At 63.8% G+C, this 16,320-nt stretch carries 13 protein-coding genes and 1 tRNA gene; 10 read left to right on the top strand and 4 right to left on the bottom strand.

Annotation, left to right across the window (positions count from 1 at the left end; genetic code table 11):
• Positions 1-234: 234 nt before the first annotated feature.
• The 6 genes from TF1_RS08975 to TF1_RS08950 all read left to right on the top strand — a co-directional run bounded on the left by TF1_RS08975 (position 235) and on the right by TF1_RS08950 (position 6,266).
• Positions 235-1,209 (top strand): sensor histidine kinase, encoded by a 975-nt coding sequence (locus TF1_RS08975; RefSeq protein WP_227480940.1) that lies wholly within the window; start codon positions 235-237, stop codon positions 1,207-1,209.
• Entirely contained in the window at positions 1,209-2,003 is a 795-nt protein-coding gene (locus tag TF1_RS08970; protein WP_011293281.1) for a LytR/AlgR family response regulator transcription factor, read from the top strand. The genes TF1_RS08975 and TF1_RS08970 overlap by 1 nt, the downstream gene beginning before the upstream one ends.
• Positions 2,003-2,353, top strand: a complete 351-nt coding sequence (locus TF1_RS08965) for a hypothetical protein (RefSeq protein WP_061783806.1) — start codon at positions 2,003-2,005, stop codon at positions 2,351-2,353. The genes TF1_RS08970 and TF1_RS08965 overlap by 1 nt, the downstream gene beginning before the upstream one ends.
• Positions 2,353-4,032, top strand: a complete 1,680-nt coding sequence (locus TF1_RS08960; RefSeq protein ID WP_061783805.1) for a sodium/solute symporter — start codon at positions 2,353-2,355, stop codon at positions 4,030-4,032. Before TF1_RS08965 ends, TF1_RS08960 begins: the two co-directional genes overlap by 1 nt.
• A 273-nt stretch (positions 4,033-4,305) precedes the next feature.
• Positions 4,306-4,656, top strand: coding sequence for a DUF485 domain-containing protein (locus TF1_RS08955; protein WP_011293284.1), 351 nt, complete (start codon positions 4,306-4,308; stop codon positions 4,654-4,656).
• Positions 4,657-4,661: 5 nt separating this feature from the next.
• On the top strand, positions 4,662-6,266 hold the full coding sequence (locus tag TF1_RS08950) for a solute symporter family protein (protein ID WP_174522689.1): 1,605 nt from the start codon (positions 4,662-4,664) through the stop codon (positions 6,264-6,266).
• Positions 6,267-6,778: 512 nt separating this feature from the next.
• On the opposite strand, the gene TF1_RS08945 is transcribed toward TF1_RS08950, so the two are convergent.
• On the bottom strand, positions 6,779-7,243 hold the full coding sequence (locus TF1_RS08945) for a hypothetical protein (protein ID WP_011293286.1): 465 nt from the start codon (positions 7,241-7,243) through the stop codon (positions 6,779-6,781).
• Positions 7,244-7,794: 551 nt separating this feature from the next.
• Here TF1_RS08945 and TF1_RS08940 point away from each other — a divergent pair.
• Positions 7,795-8,364: a hypothetical protein gene (locus tag TF1_RS08940; RefSeq protein WP_011293287.1), complete on the top strand. Its 570-nt coding sequence runs from the start codon at positions 7,795-7,797 to the stop codon at positions 8,362-8,364.
• A gap of 97 nt (positions 8,365-8,461) precedes the next feature.
• Positions 8,462-9,301 (top strand): VanZ family protein, encoded by an 840-nt coding sequence (locus TF1_RS08935; protein WP_041428156.1) that lies wholly within the window; start codon positions 8,462-8,464, stop codon positions 9,299-9,301.
• Between the two features lie 313 nt (positions 9,302-9,614).
• Here TF1_RS08935 and TF1_RS08930 read toward each other — a convergent pair.
• Both TF1_RS08930 and TF1_RS08925 read right to left on the bottom strand, forming a co-directional pair.
• Positions 9,615-9,690 (bottom strand) — tRNA-Lys (locus TF1_RS08930).
• Between the two features lie 676 nt (positions 9,691-10,366).
• Positions 10,367-10,954, bottom strand: a complete 588-nt coding sequence (locus tag TF1_RS08925) for a hypothetical protein (protein WP_011293289.1) — start codon at positions 10,952-10,954, stop codon at positions 10,367-10,369.
• A 930-nt stretch (positions 10,955-11,884) separates the two neighbouring features.
• On the opposite strand from TF1_RS08925, the gene TF1_RS08920 reads away from it, so the two are divergent.
• Entirely contained in the window at positions 11,885-12,706 is an 822-nt protein-coding gene (locus tag TF1_RS08920; protein ID WP_011293290.1) for an SAM-dependent methyltransferase, read from the top strand.
• A 141-nt stretch (positions 12,707-12,847) separates the two neighbouring features.
• Here the strand turns inward: TF1_RS08920 and TF1_RS08915 are convergent, their stop codons facing one another.
• Positions 12,848-13,180 carry a histone-like nucleoid-structuring protein Lsr2 gene (locus TF1_RS08915; RefSeq protein WP_011293291.1) on the bottom strand — a complete coding sequence of 111 codons (333 nt, stop codon included), beginning with the start codon at positions 13,178-13,180 and terminating at the stop codon, positions 12,848-12,850.
• A 2,207-nt stretch (positions 13,181-15,387) separates the two neighbouring features.
• On the opposite strand from TF1_RS08915, the gene TF1_RS08910 reads away from it, so the two are divergent.
• Complete coding sequence (locus TF1_RS08910) at positions 15,388-15,993, top strand: hypothetical protein (RefSeq protein ID WP_011293292.1); 606 nt, start codon at positions 15,388-15,390, stop codon at positions 15,991-15,993.
• The last annotated feature ends 327 nt before the right edge of the window (positions 15,994-16,320 follow it).

Here is a 16,320-nt window from a genome sequence, read left to right as displayed (position 1 = left end):
CGCGACGGAATGCCTCGGAAATGAGACGAACGGTCGCTGAGGGCTCCACGTGCGGCAGGTCACAAACTAGTATTTACCTTCACGTATCCAACCTCACGGGAGTGGTCAGTCCCATCCATGTTGAGGCCGTCCCACCACCCGACCGATACACCGCCTCGCCGCAAACCATCCAGGCTATGGCGGCCCCGCCCACGCCACGATCTCCTCCCCACGCTGCGCGTCGCCCGCGCCATCATGAACGACCTGAAAGACGGGCTTTCCGGCCCCGGGGCGCGACGCGCCGCACGGCGCCTACGGCGGCTCCTCAACACCCCCGGCCTCGGCCTCGCCGACCTGTCCGGAAACCTCGTGTGGTCAGGACACTCCCCCGACTCCGACGCGGTCGCCACCCTCGTCGACCACGTGCTGCGCGGCGAAACCGCGAAAGACCTCCCGCCCCTCACCGCCACCCCCATCTACGCTGGCGACGGCGTCGCCGGCGTCCTCGTCGTCGCAGGCCCCATCCGCCGCTCCGCCCTCCGCGAAGCCGCCTCCTGGGTCGCCGACGCCGTGGAACGCGGCCGCCTCGAAGCCTCCGCGGACCGCGCCGAACAAGCGGAACTCCGCGCCCTCCGCGCCGAAATCTCCCCGCACTTCGTCTACAACGCGCTCACCGTGATCGCCTCCCTCATGCGATCCGACCCGGACCAGGCCAGCGAACTCATGCTCGACTTCGCCGACTACACCCGCTACAGCCTGGCCCGACGCGGCGACTACACCACCGTCTCCGACGAATTCCACGCCATCGAGACCTACCTGGCCCTGCAACGAGCCGTCCTCGGCGACCGGCTGCGCGTCCAAGTCCGCGTCGCCCCCGAAGTCCTCGGCGTGGCCATCCCCTACCTGGTCCTGCAGCCGCTCGTCGAAAACGCCGTACGCCACGGCATCGAACCCCGGGCCGGCGCCGGACTCATCCAAGTCACCGGGGAAGCCGAAGGGAACGACTGCGTCATCAGCATCGAAGACGACGGCGTAGGCATGGACCCTGAACGCGCCCGGGAAATCCTCGCGGGCCGGGGCGGATCCGACAGCGTAGGACTCGCCAACGTAGACCGTCGACTCCGTCACGTCTACGGTCCCTGGTACGGGCTTGTCGTAGAGACCGCAGTGGACGCAGGCACCCGCGTGATTGTCCGCGTCCCCCGATTCCAGCCAGGAGTGATGCCGTGATGCTGCCTTCCCCCCGCGGCCTACGCGTACTTGCGGTCGACGACGTTCCCCTAGCACTGACCGAACTGTGCCGCCTGCTCCGCGCGGCACCCGAGGTCGGTGAGGTGGTCGCCGCCGACGACCCGATCAGCGCACTCCGCAACATCCAAGCGGACCGGTTCGACGCGGTCTTCCTGGACATCTCCATGCCGGGACTCGACGGGGTCGAACTCGCCAACCTCCTGTCCAAACTCAGCGACCCTCCCGTCATCGTGTTCGTCACCGCACACGAAGAACACGCTGTCACCGCCTACGGCATCGGCGCCGTCGACTACCTGCTCAAACCCGTCCGCGCCGAACGGCTCGCCATGGCGTTGACCAAAGTCGTCCGCATGCTGTCCGCCGGCACCGCCCCCGTCACCCCGCACCGGGTGCGCCGCCCCGACGCGATGGCGGTCCTCCCCGTCGAAACCGCAGGCCGCACCCGGTACGTGCGCCGCAGCGACGTCCGATTCGTCGAAGCCAACGGCGACTACGTGCGCCTCCACACCCCGGAAGGCGTCCACCTGGTGCGCATGCCGATCTCCCGGCTCGAGGAATACTGGGCAGATTCCGGCTTCCTGCGCGTCCACCGCGGCTACCTGGTCGCGTTGAGCGCCATCCGCGAACTACGCAGCGACTCCAGCGGCGGCCTGCTCGCCCACACCGACCTCGGCGACGTCCCCGTCAGCCGCCGCCACGCCCGTGAACTGCGTGAACAACTACTGCACGCAGCCCAAACCGGCATGTTCGACGACCCCACCCGGGGGGCGTGATGCCTCACCGACCCAAACGCGTAGCAGTCACCAGCCCGCAAACCCGGCTCGCCCACCTGCGCGGCAGAGCCCGCGGCCGGTGGCGGGTCCCCCGCCTCGACGCCGACGAGGCGGAACGTGCGGCCGCCCTCTACCTCGCCCAACGCCGCCAAGGACTCCTCGCCCTCATCCTGGGCGTCGTCACCCTCGTCGGCCTGCCCCTCGTCCTCGCCGTCTGGCCAGCCCTCGACACCATCCGTCCGTGGACCATCCCCGTGTCCTGGCTGATGCTGGCGGTCCTGCCCTACCCGGCCCTGACCGCACTGTCCTTCTGGCAGTTGCGTCAAGCAGAACGGATCGAGCGGCGCTGATGGCCACACTCGTCGCGGTGGCCACCGTCATGGTGGTCACGCTACTGATCGGACTGCACGGGGTGGCTGCCATGCGCACCACCTCCGACTTCCTCGTAGCGTCCCGCCGCGTCTCCCCGCTGCTCAACTCCGCCGCAGTCTCCGGGGAATACCTGTCCGCGGCCTCCTTCCTCGGCGTCGCCGGGCTCGTCGTCCGCGACGGGGTGGGTGCGCTGTGGTATCCCGTCGGATTCACCGCCGGATACATCGCAATGCTCATCCTCGTCGCCGCACCCATGCGCCGCTCCGGCGCGCTCACCGTGCCCGACTTCGCCGAAGCACGACTCGCCTCCCCCGGCCTGCGCCGCCTCAGCGCAGTCGTCGTGCTCGTCATCGGCGCCCTCTACCTCGTGCCGCAGCTCCGCACCGCCGGACTCGTGCTCAGCGTGGTCAGCGACCTGCCCTACTGGGTGGGGGTCGTCATCGCAGGCGTCGTCGTCAGCGCCACCCTCGCCCTCGGCGGCATGCGCGCCGCCACCTACGTGCAAGCCTTCCAGTTCCTCGTCAAGCTCCTGCTGTTCATCGTCCCCGCGCTGTGGCTGCTCGTCATCGTCGGCCCCCACGTCCGCCACGAAGCCGTCCACCCCGTGGAATTCACCCACTTCCCCAAAGACACCGCGGTCGAATTCCAGGTGGACGCCACCCTCACCTTCCCCGAACCGGTCACCGTGCGCACCCCCGACGGCACCGAAACCGTGCTCGGCCCCGGTGAAGTACGCGTCGACGCCAACCAGACCCTCGTCTTCCCCAAAGACACCCCCGTGCCCACCGTGAACGGCGGCGGCATCCCCGGCGGCGAACAATGGCACCGGCCCCTGCTCAACCTGAGCGACTACGGGCACCCGCTGCTCGCCACCCTCGCCGTGCTCACCGCCACCGCCCTCGGCACCATGGGCCTCCCGCACGTGCTCATGCGATTCCACACCAGCCCTGACGGACGCTCCGCGCGCCGCACCGCCGCGTTCACCGTGGCACTGCTCGGCATCTTCTACCTGTTCCCCGGCATCTACGGGGCGCTCGGCCGCGTACTCGTGCCCGAGCTCTACCTGTCCGGAGTCACCGACACCGTAGTCGTCGCCCTCCCGTCCCGCGTCTCCGACGACTGGGTAGGCACCCTCATGACCACCCTCCTGTCGGTGGGCGCGTTCGCCGCGTTCCTCGCCACCTCGGTGGGCTTGCTGCTCGTCATCTCCGGGGCGATCTCCTACGACCTGCTGCCCGGCGGACTGCGCCGCCTGCGGATCACCGTGCTGCTCGCCGCAGCCGTCATGGTGCTCCTCGCGCTCCCCGCCGCACCTCTCGCCGCGGGCATGCTCGTCACCTGGGGGTTTACCGTGGCCGCGTCCACGTTCTGCCCCCTGCTCGTCCTGGGGATCTGGTGGCCGCGGTTGACGAAAGCGGGAGCCGTCAGCGGCGTCCTCGTCGGCCTGTTCAGTACCCTAGGTGCGATCGCAGTGGCCCTGTTCGGCCCCCCGCTCGCAGGCTGGCAGGCGATCCTCATCACCCAGCCCGCGCCGTGGACCGTGCCGCTCGCCTTCGCCACCATGGTGGTGGTCTCCCTGCGCGGCCAAGCTCCCCCGTGGTCGCGCACCGCGATGCTCCGCCTCCACCTGGACGAACCGCCCCGCGACACCCGCTAGGCCGCTAGCCGGCAAGCGTTCCTCCGCCTAGCACCGGAGGCCGCACCCCTCCAGAGGACTTTCGGCCTGCCCCACGCCTGCCCTCGGCCGCCCTCCACCCCGGTCGACGGTCCTCGAACGCTCATATGCCGTTCATCGACCGCTGGTCGCAACACTCGTCGCAACACTCGTCATTCGATCTTGCGGGTCTTATCGCTCCCACCCCAGCCCACTTACTGTGGCGCAAGCCACATGTGTTCTCCCGCACATCCCGATTGCTGGGGAGGTCCCACCGTGACCCAAACCGAGTCCGGAAAGCTCACCCACCAGGGCACAGAACCCGCCTGGGAGTCGGTACAGGCAAGCCCTGAATTCGGGGAACTGCGGCGCCGCCTGCGCGTCTTCGTGTTCCCCATGACCGCCTTCTTCATCTCCTGGTACCTGCTCTACGTACTGGTCGCCGCCTACGCCTCCGACTTCATGGCGATCAAGCTCGTCGGCAACATCAACGTCGGCCTCGTCTTCGGCCTGCTCCAGTTCGTGTCGACCTTCATCATCACCGGCCTGTACGTGCGCTACGCCGGCAACCGCCTCGACCCCATCGCGGACAAGATCCGCCACGACATCGAAGGTGAAGACAAGTGACCGACATGCACCTTGCGCACGTCCTCGACTCCGTCAACCCCGCACTCAACTTCAGCGTCTTCGTCGCGTTCGTCCTGGTCACCCTGGTGATCGTGTTCCGGGCGAGCCGCAACTCCAAAACCGCGGCCGACTACTACGCGGCCGGCCGGTCCTTCAGCGGCGCTCAAAACGGCCTCGCGATCGCCGGCGACTACCTGTCCGCCGCGTCCTTCCTCGGCATCTGCGGTGCCATCGCCGTCAACGGCTACGACGGATTCCTGTACTCGATCGGATTCCTCGTCGCCTGGCTCGTAGCGCTGCTGCTCGTCGCCGAACTGATGCGGAACACCGCCAAATTCACCATGGGCGACGTGCTGGCCTTCCGCATGCGGCAGCGGCCCATCCGCGCCGCCGCAGCCCTCTCCACCCTGGCGGTGTCCTTCTTCTACCTGCTGGCCCAAATGGCCGGAGCGGGCGGCCTCGTCAACCTGCTGCTCGGTATCGAAGGTGAAGCCGCGCAGAACGCCATCATCGCCACCGTCGGCGTTGTAATGATCCTCTACGTGCTCATCGGCGGCATGCGCGGCACCACCTGGGTCCAGATCATCAAAGCCGCCCTGCTCATCGCCGGTGCCGGCGGCATGACCCTGTGGGTCCTCGGCATGTACGGCTTCAACTTCTCGGCCGTGCTCGCCGACGCCGTGTCCATGGAAGGCGGCAAGGGTGAAGCGCTGCTCGCCCCCGGCGCCCAGTACGGTATCAACGCGCTCACCAAGCTCGACTTCCTGTCGCTGGGACTCGCGCTCGTGCTCGGCACCGCCGGCCTGCCCCACGTGCTGATGCGGTTCTACACGGTCCCCACCGCCAAGGAAGCTCGCCGCTCGGTGGTGTGGGCCATCGGCCTGATCGGCCTGTTCTACCTGTTCACCCTGGTGCTCGGCTACGCGGCCGGCGCCATGGTGGGTGCTGAGGACATTTCCTCGGCCCCCGGCGGCGTGAACTCGGCGGCCCCGCTGCTCGCCCTGGCCCTGGGCGGCCCGGTCCTGCTCGGCTTCATCGCCGCAGTCGCCTTCGCCACCATCCTCGCTGTGGTCGCGGGCCTCACCATCACCGCGTCGGCCTCGTTCGCCCACGACATCTACTCCAACGTGATCAAGAAGGGCAAGACCGCCCCCGGCAGCGAGGTCCGCGTGGCCCGAATCACCTCCCTGGTGATCGGTGCGGTGGCCATCGTCGGCGGTATCTTCGCCAAGGAGCAGAACGTGGCGTTCCTCGTCGCGCTGGCCTTCGCTGTGGCCGCCTCGGCGAACCTGCCGACGATCCTCTACACGCTGTTCTGGAAGCGGTTCAACACCCAGGGCGCGCTGTGGAGCATCTACGGCGGTCTGATCACCACGATCACGCTGATCGTGTTCTCCCCGGCCGTGTCCGGTTCGGAGAAAGCGATGTTCCCGGACTTGGACTTCGCGTTCTTCCCGCTGTCCAACCCCGGCATCATCTCCATTCCGCTGTCCTTCTTCCTCGGCTGGCTCGGCACCGTGCTCTCCAGCGAGCACGACGCCAAGAAGCACGCCGAGATGGAGGTCCGGTCCCTCACCGGTGCCGGAGCGGAAAAAGCGGTCTCCCACTGACCAGCCACACGGTGAGGTCGCCCTGGGGTTTCCTCCCCTCCAGGGCGGCCTCCCCTCCCACGCTCCCGCTGCTCGAGGTGCCCCTCACGTCCCTGCCCCATCTCAGCGGCGGGAGCTCCCAGCCACCACCAGTGGTGCGAAGTGCCCTCGCCACACAATGGCGGGGGCACACCCCTGTCCAAGGGCTCCCCGCCCGGCGACGTGTGGAGTTCCCGGGCACGCTTGAAGCCGTTCCGGCACGGTCGGGCAAGACGGGCGGGCACCCGCCGTGGCCACTCGGGCAAGGCCTGGCTGTGCAGCAGTCCTCCGCGGGCGCTTTCCTTACGACCCGGCTCACGCTCGCGTTGGTTGACGCAACAGTGCTGCTCGGCTGCGCTGCTCACCGGCGTGACGGCTCCCCTCCCCGCCACTGAGTGCAGGACGTAGTGCTGTTCCCACCGTGCAGCACGAACCCCTGTCCGGCACAGGGCTGCCCGATGTCCCCAAAGGCTGGAACAGCCACACTGGGCAGGTCACCTGCTCAGCGCGGCCAGCGCCCGCTCATGGGACGCAGCGTTAGCGGGATTCAACTCCGCAAGCCGCGCCAAAGTTTTCGGCCCCTCCCGCTTGAGCAGCGCAAATAGCGCCGTTTCCTGGACCGAGGAAGCGGTTACTAGCTCGCCCTGCCAGTTCCGCACCTCAAACCTGAGCCACTCTCTTTCCCGCCGGGTCAGCGTGGCGGTGAGCGGCTGGTCGGGAAAGTCCATGCTCGCCTCTCCCGTTTTGCGGAACTCGACCACCATGTCGACCAGGCCCCACCAAAGGAACTCGACATCGTCCCAGAGGCTCTGGTTGAGCACCGCCTTCCCGGAGAGCACCAGCTCAATCGCCCCCTCCAGGTAGGCCTTGGTCGGCTGCCGCTCGGCTTCCATGGAGAAGACGTCAATGAAGCGCCCCCGAGGAGTGCGGAGGTAAGTGGAGATGTGAAGCCGGTCCATCGTCTCCTCAGATGGTCCAGCGGGGTGCAGTCAACGCTGGAAGGAAACAGCGCACCTTATCGGGTCCTCCTGGTGCGCTTCTTCATGCTTCCAGTCGTGATTTATGAGAGTCCTGCCCCGTGTTCTCACATAAGAAATCCGTCTGCTGCTCCTCAAAGCTCCCGGTGGAAAGCGAACGGGCACCCTTATACCACGAATACCGCTGTGGCGTGTTGCTCACCAGAGGCGGATTCTCACGCGGTAACTCTCGTGCAGCTGTTGCGGGAACCTCCGCGCTCGGTTTCTGAGCTGGACAAAGACCAGCCCCAACTGCCAACCCTGCCGGGCCCTCACAACAAACAAAAGACCTAATGTGGTCAAAATAAGGATTTTCGTTTCTTGTCTTGCCATACTCTCCTCTGGCCAGGAAGTACCATCCTGGTTTCCAACGGCACTTCCTTCCTCTTTTAGGAGAGCTGATCCGACACATCGGCTGTTTCCTTAGAGACATCGAATCAGCGATCACCTCTTAGTTGTTTTGCATATATAAAAAGAAACGGATAGGAACACTGGTGGCAAGAAGAATCTCTGAGAAATCCTTCGTTGCCAAAGCCGCAGGAACAGTGGTAGCAGCGGTCTCCCTGATTGCTCTGACTGCTAGTCCTGCGTCTGCTCAAGAGTCCAATCACACCGTCTTCGAGCAGGAAATTATTATCACGGATGACTACGAGATCCTCGAAGTCGGCGAGGGCAAGGACGTCGAAAGCGTAGAGGAATACGTCCGACAGGCCATGCGGGAAGACGGCATCAACACTGACGGTCTTGGAACGTTCACCCCGATGGCGATCGGCTATGGGTACCTGAGCAACGGAACTCTGCGTGTCGACGCCATCGACTGCAGGGTTGCCTCCGTGGACTACTTCAAGAACTACGGCAACACAATTACTGCGAGGTTTGGTGTCCGCCAGTCTGGAGAATCCGATCAGTGGAGCTCCTACATGAACGTTCCTCCTGGAGGAAGGGCCGGAGCAACATTCCGTATCCGCTCCTACTTCACCTATGGCGGACCTCCTATTTCCGGTCTCATGCAAGTCACAGGGTCAAGCACGACTTACACGACTGAAAGGGTCTCGTGCATGTGACCTGAGAAGGTTTAACTGAAACTGATTTACTTTCCTGATTGCGTGCGTCCAGGTACCTCCGGACGCACGCAACCAGGTTTCACGAAAGAAACCCGTCATGTGGCAGGTATTGTTCTATGTGACCCCGATCACGGTCGGTATCGCCCTGGTCATTCTGGGAGTATCCGCCGTGGTGGTGGCTCGATGGAACCGCCGCTCACCGCGGTTGTTCCCAAGGGAAGCCCGATGGCTTCTGGGCACGGCCGCAGCGGTGTACCTGCTCATTCTGGGCGGTCCCTTGCTGGGGTGGGACAAGGTCGGCACCACCGGTTGGGGCATAACGTGGAATCCGCTGTCGGCCTATGAGGAACTGCGCCAGAGAACCCTTGCTTCAGAGGGCGCCTACCTGGCACTGGGACCTAGCGCGGAAGAAACCGTTTACTACGGGGCACGAGAACTATCCCCTGAAGAATTGGAACAGGCGCGTCGGGAAGTCGATCCAGGCGACGCAGCCTACTACCGTTATCCCACTACCGACGGCCGCATCGTATGGATCGACGCCTACGGCCACGACGTGGACCTCGACAAACGCGCGGAACTTGAGGCTGTCCCGCCACCTCCTGTCCGCACCGAGCCGTCAGCAGGCCTCATTGTGGAGGAGAAGATCGTCAACGCCCTGCTCTTCGTGCCCATCGGCATTTTGGCTTTCGCTGCTTTCTCCTCCTGGTGGGCGCGCCTAACCACAGGACCAGGGCTGTCACTGGCCATAGAGACAGTCCAGTGGGCAATGGCTGCTGGCCGTACCGCAGACACCGGTGACCTACTCGTCAACACTGTGGGCTCCGCGATAGGGGTGGCCATGACCGCGTTCGCCTCGCTGTGCCTCGGCTTCTTCCATCGCGAGGGCGCACGGCACCACAGCCCTGTCATCGCGGGAGAGGACAGCCTTCCCGTTTGAACAGCGCAAATAGCACCCGTTTCCTGGACTGAGGTCTTCATTCCCTCGCTGTTGAGGGACCTGATGATACGGCAGTTCTTCCCCAGGACACGGGAACGAGGCGTTCAGTGAGCCGGTAACCAGCTTTACTGGCACGGTCTCCGTTCAACCGTGGCCGCGGGGGAGCGGAGGCGTCCACTGGTGGAGCAGAGCCTTCGTCCCAGAGACCTGGGCGATGCGGGGGCGAGGGCTCCAGCCGACTGCCGGAACTAGGCGCACACGACGAAGCCCCGGGTCGGATCCTGTCTAGACAGGATCCGACCCGGGGCTTTTGTGGTGGGCCACCTGGGGATCGAACCCAGAACCCGCGGATTAAAAGTCCGCTGCTCTGCCAGTTGAGCTAATGGCCCGTGACATCTCACCCACTAGGGTGCCACATGCCTTCCTTAAGAGTAACGGGTTTTCGGACTGGATGTGGCCAGAGGGGGGTGGTGCTGGGTGTTATGAACACAACTGTAGGAGATGAGCCTGATTGCTACCAGCAAGAACCAAGCAGGCGGAGTGAAAATTCCTGGACGGAGCAGCCCGTGACTGTCCCAGGTACTTGGTGTCGCAGTGCCCCGGTCACGTGCCGTCGGTAGCCCTGCGCCTGGCCGCCTCGTCGGTTGTCCATCCCAGAGTTGGGATCCACTTTCAGCGATGCCCCTCGGCTGGCCTCGGCGGACCGGTACAGGCCCTCATCCAGGCCGTGCGCTGCTCGCTGACAGCGGCCCGTAGAGAACTGGGTGGCCCGTCACGATGTCTGGCATCCAGCCGAAGAGGGCCCTGAGACGAGCCAGAGTGCCTTCACGTGATGGGGGCCATGTGATGGGGGCACAACCCACTAACAGACAGGACACCTTGCAAGAAATTAACGATGAATACCTTAAATGTGCCAAAAATTTACTTGTGAAACTTCGTAAGAACCACTATCGTCAGCTAGCGAAAGAGTTTTGCTGGCCCCTACGGGAGGTCAGAAGTCGTGGAGCCAGGTGGCCTGGGGCAGACCGGGAGCCTGGCTCGGCGCGTTTCTGGGGCCGAGTATGCCTAGCGGACGAAGACTGTGACATCGTAAAGATTGTCGTGGAGGATGTCGCAGTACCTCGACTCTCCGTCCTGTTTAGCGCGAACTGCTCCGGCAACGATGTCAGCCGCCCATAGCAGTGGCTCATTGCCGCCAGGTTCGTGCCGGAGCGTGAAGCGGTCATCGTTGTGCTGCGCTTGGAATGGCCTGACCACCCGTTCGTCTTTTTTGTCGAGAGTCCGGCCACGCGACTCCAGCACCAGGGTTCTCACCTCGTAGCCGTAGAGTTCGTCCACCAGCCTCGTGAGACAAGCAGCGCGAGCCCGCTCCTGACGTTTTAAGGGCACAGGGGCGCCGACTGCGACAACGTGGAAGCCTTCAAGAGAGGCAACTGTAAAGGCTGCAGCCTCCCTTTGCTTTCGGTCCATCTCGTTCCAGTGCAGCTTGTCAGTGCGACGATTGCCGCGGAGCTCGCGCATCGCTTGGCGAGCTTCTTCGGCCACAGAGGGATCGAACGTCACACTGGCTAACACGTAGTAGCCGCCGGATACAGCTTCGAGATAAGACTCGTCGCCATAGGCCACGCGACCACCAGCAGGAGAAGAGTCCATCGGGGGGATCCATTCCAGCGCATTGTTTACGCCTATTCTCCTTGAGCCCGGCCATACAGGCGAATCTTGCTACAGAGCCCAAGCAAAGTGGCGATCTCGGAGCTTCGGTCCTTTCGTTCCGACAATTTTTGACAGTCGATCCCTAACCCCGAAAGCTGGACAGCAGGTGTTAACGGTAAGTCCTTACTCCCCTGCAGGGAGGGCTGTTCTAGGCACGGTGGATCAACTCAGGGATCCGATCACCTTTCCTCGTCTTCCTTCGAAGACAGCACAGATCTGACACACAAAGCACCACAAACATCAATTTGATCAACAAACACCCCAAACATCTCAGTCTGGGAAGTGTTTGTCGGCGGGCGTCCTGCCGTGGCCGCCATTGCTCCCCGTCGACTTCCCCAACCGAACGTAGCGGTTAGCCTTTTCCCACCCCGGAAGGATCCCCAACCCGAAGCCCAGGAACGTGTCTGGCAAGGTGCAGTGGGCATACGGTTTTCAGGGAAGCCTCTGTTGAGAAGCTAGCTCGGTGCGCCCCTGGTCCTTCGTTCAGTCCTACGGCTCTGTGCCTTGAGGCCGACCTTGCGCCTCTTGTCCGTGGACGGGTTGACACGCTGATGCCTTAAAGCGTTCGTCGCGGGCAGTACGGCTGTGATCCTCAGCGGGTGCGCACCAACCGCCTGTCCTGACACTTGCGCTCCATGAATGGCAGCCAGAGAAGCCCGAAAACCTGATAAACCAGGACAAAACGAACAAAACCACGAAGCTTCCCGGAATGCTTCTTAGTGGTGAGAAGCCTCCCCAGGCTCTTCACCACGGAATCGCGTCCCCACATCCACTGTCGGATCAATAGCGCTCACGGGGACATCAGAGCACAAAAGCGAACTACGATGTCGGTGTTTTCCCTTTTGAATCCCCCGAACGAGGAGCGCACTGATGAGCGACGAGCAGCACGACTCCGTGTGGCCGCCCCCAGGGCTCGACTTCTCCAAGCCCACGATAGCCCGCGCCTACGATGCGCTACTCGGTGGCAAGGACAACTTCGAAGCCGACCGGGCCTTGGCGGACTACGCCTGTAAGCACATTCCCGGGCTCAAAGAATCGGCTATCGAAAACCGGAAGGTCCTGGTCCGCGGAGTGAGGTTCCTCGCCGGTGAGGCAGGGATCAGCCAATTCCTGGACTTGGGCAGCGGGTTGCCCACTGTGCAGAACACGCACGAAGTTGCCCAGTCGGTCAACCCTGATGCGCGCGTGGTCTACGTGGACATCGACCCGATGGTGCTCACCCACGGTCGGGCGTTGCTGGCAAAAGACCCCAACACCGCGGTGTTCACCGCAGATGTCCGCGACCCGGAGTACATTCTCAACCATCCCGATGTGCGCCGCATGATCGACTTCAGCCGTCCAGCAGCAATCATGCTGGTGGGCATGCTGCACTATCTCTCCCCTGATGTTGTGGACAGGGTGGTGGGCGCTTATCGGGACGCACTGGCACCGGGCAGCTACCTTTTCATGACTTCCCTGGTGGACACGGGGCTTCCCGCACAGCAGAAACTGGCTCGGATCACTCGGGAGAACCTCGGCGAAGGGTGGGCGCGCACCCCCGAGGAGATTGAACGCCAGTTCGGCGACTTTGAACTTGTGGAGCCCGGCGTCGTCTACACCGCGCTGTGGCGTCCTGACGAGCCGGTTGACCCGGACAACCTCTCCCCGGGGGAGCAGTTGGGAATGGCTGGAATCGGCCGTAAGAAGGCCTGAGTGCGGCGATTCCCGGTCTCGTGACTTTCTCCCCGGTGACCGGGGCGGGGTGATCTTCCGTCCCGGGGCACTGCAACGAGTTTTCAAAAAACTGTGAAGGGGACGGCCATGTCCCCTTCACAGTTGTCAGGATCCTTCTTGCTACCCGTGGATGGCTTCGTATTCGTCCACGATGGCCTTCGGGATGCGCCCGCGTTCGCTGATCTGCTTGCCCTGCTGCTGCGCCCAGGCACGGATCTGTGCACTCCTCTCCCGGCTGAGCGCCGTGCGCTTTTTGGTCCTGGAGACACCCCGACGCGCCGGAACCTTGCGGGCGGCTTCGACGAACGGGGCGAGTTCCTCACGCAGTCGCTTGGCGTTAGCGCTGCTGAGGTCGATCTCGTAGGAAGTGCCGTCGAGTGCGAACGAGACCGTCTCCTCGGCTTGACTGCCGTCAAGGTCATCAATGAGAAGGACCTGGACTTTTCGTGCCATGAATCTCTCCTGAGAAATCCGAAAAGCAATTGGCCTCTTCGGCCAGTACCCCCCTTTCATCCCCCCAGTGCAGGACTCAAACCTGTGGGAGAGAACTATTCGTTCAGGGCTCCGGAAACAACCAATTGTCGCGTGTGTTCTCCCGCAGGCTCGTATACCTGGCTCTGAACCCAGGAGACTGGTTGTCAGCTTTACGGAGTCCTAGGGAGGACGTGGATCACCGGCCCATGAACTGTCCTTTACCGCGATAAGAGCGTGTCTTCTCCACTTCCGCTGAAACACAGCGCTGACTGGAGCATTAAAAGCGGTTTACACACGGGGGGTTAAGCACAGACAGTAACAGAGCCATGACGTTAGTGGACACGGTGAGTGTTGGTGGTAGTTGGGGCGGCTGTTGAGGAAAACAACCGCGGTCTCCTTATCCCTTATACCAGTTCGCTTCCCAGTCTAAGGCTTACCCACCAGCAAGAGTCATCCTGTCCGTTTCTGGGTTCTGTTCGTGGCGGCGTGCAGAGGGGATGTGCCGACGGGCGGCGGGGAATGCCCGCTGGGTCTGCGATCCTCACCCCCAAGAGTGTGTCTTCGCAGGTCCGTGCCGGTGCTGTCGGCGGTGGTTGTGCTCCTGGACACTTCTTTGGTCGGTTTTCTAGGCCGCATCTTGGGGCTTTGCGCGGGAGATTGACGGTTCGGTCATTGGGGGTCCCCGGCCGTCCCTACGGATTATCGGATGGTGAAAGGTTGCGGAGTTGTTCTGTCGCCGTTGCCTTCTCCCACGTCGCTGCGGGGCGGGGTGCAGCACTGCTGGTGGGGATCGGTGCTCTCCCTCCCTGCGATGGGGCGCATCGGTGGGGGTGACGTGGGTCTCTGTAAGGCAGTTCCTGAGTCGTGAGCACAGGGCGGGATCGCAGGTAGTCATGCTCTTCCCTGCACAGTGGAGAAATCCCTTTCAGGTGCTCGCACATTGGTGGTTTGCTTCGGGATTCCTTTCGGCGATTCAGGCAAGTGCGGGGGGAATGGTGGCCGGGAGCGGGTTGAGTTTCCGGTTATCGAGTATCACGACACCGTGTTCTGAAATTTTTATCTGGCTCAGCAAAATTTCAGGAATGCACAACGGAAAGGGAATGGCTCGGTAAAGATTGCGAGTGGAGAGCGGAGAATCAGCGTCTGTGAAATGACGCGGATTCGGTGGCTTTTTTCTGCGGGCCGTGATCTGTGAGACGGGCTGCGCGAGGCGGTTTCCCCTCCGGGGGAGGGCAACGTTGCCCAGGGGTCGTGGGTGCTGCGCTTCTCGTGGGGTGCCGTGCGGCGCTGGGCGCCTGGGCTGTGTGGGGTACGGGGTACGGGGTCCGGCGGCTGGCTCCAGCTCCGCGCTGGGGATGGGTTTCTGCTTGTGTGTCTGCTTGGCCTGTCGTGGTTCCCGGAGCTGCGGTGGCCGGGGGTTCTCGGTTGTCGGTGCGGGGCGCGCTCCAGGGTGGTCCGCTGCTGTCGCGGGATGCTGTCAGATGTCCCCCTTTTTGTGCGGTTGTGGGGGAGCGTGGGCGTAGCAGAGCCGGGTGCGGGGTGGCGCGCTGGGGCGGCGGCCGGTGGTGCGGTGCGGCTGTGGTGTTCGGGAAGGTGCTGGGCAGGGCTGGAATGGTCCGATCAGCGTGCGGGAATTCCGGTGTCCGGTGCGGGGATGGTCAGATCGGGTCCGATTCGGGACGGTCGGCCCGAACCGGCGGACTTCCTACTTCCAGCCGGCCTAAAAACCTGAAAAAAGTTCGCCGTAACTAGCACTCTCCGTCTTCGTTTTTGTTCCGTGCCATCTTCACCGATCCCCCTCGCGTGCGCAGCTCACCGACGATACGGAATCCCCCTGGACACTTCTGTACAAAATTGAACATTTTCGAATGCTGCTGCACGTTGCCGCTACCGTCCCCGCGCTCACCGGGCAGGACCCTGCCGCACCCAGCAAAGACACAGACCGGACATAGCGGACTCATCCCCCGTCTGGGGGATTGCGTCACACCACTGTTCCGGTAACTTCTTTCCCACAGTCCAATATTTTGTGGAGAGTTTGACCGCGCTCTTCCCTATACGGCGACAGACCGCCATTTCCGGGTCGCGTCCGGGCAGGCGCCCCATTCGCTTTCACGTCCAAGGAGTAGTGGCTCCGTGATCGTTCGTCTCAGCACCAGCGTGTCCGCCGGAGTCCGGGAGGTGCGAGTATGACCTCTGACCTGCTCAGCCCTAGCGGACCACATCCTTCCCTGCGTCGCACTACCCCGTCGACCGTCTACCGGGTCGCGCCCGACGCTCTTCCCAAGCGAGTGCGGCGGGGAGCCGACGGAAAGCTCTACGGTGAGGTGCCGCTGATCCCCGTCCCCCACGACGAGGGAGACCAGGGTGTCCGAAACACGCGGGGTGGGGAACTGGACCGGCAGCCTCCTCGTTCCACGGCAGTCCCCGACCTAGACGGACACGACACCCGTCCGGACCCCTTGGCCGCCACTACGCCAGCGGAGTTTGTGGAGGCCATGCGGCTCTTCCGCCGCTGGGCGGGCACCCCTTCCTACCGGAAGATGCAGCAGAACTGCGGCAACCGGTGCTCTGCCACCTCGTTCCACACTGCACTGAGCCAGGACAAACTCCCGAAGCTTTCCCTCGTCGAAGCGTTCATCGCCGCGTGCGGCGGCAGCGACGAGGAGTACCGTCGCTGGGCCACTGCCTGGCGCAGGCTGGAACTGCGTATCGCGGACCGTTCGAACCGCCGTTCCCCCGCTTCTCCTTCACTCCAGCGTGACACCGAGGAGGCATCGGACCGCGAGGAATAGCGTGTCCTGGTCTGACCGGTCTGCTCCTCTGCCGTGGTAAGGAGGTCCCGCTCGCCTGGGTGAGCATTTCCCCGTGGACGACGCGTGGGCACGAGCCGACACCCCGCCCAGTAGCGGCTACGCCGCCGTATCCCAGCTTCCCTGCCCGGTCCACCGAAGTCGTCCGCCCGCCAGTGGCTGCGCACTGGCGGGAAACCCGTTGCGGCGGTGACGGCAGCAGTTGCGGGACGCGGGCAGGACATGTGGTTCGTGGACTGCCTGTTCGACGATGGCGCCGGGGCCTGGGGAGGGTGGCTGCGGTGTTCCCCGGTGTTTGCGGGGTCTCCG

It is taken from the genome of Thermobifida fusca NBRC 14071 = JCM 3263 (genome assembly GCF_001592045.1).
In the GTDB taxonomy this organism is placed as follows: domain Bacteria; phylum Actinomycetota; class Actinomycetes; order Streptosporangiales; family Streptosporangiaceae; genus Thermobifida; species Thermobifida fusca.
This window is presented reverse-complemented; position numbering and strand designations above follow the sequence as displayed.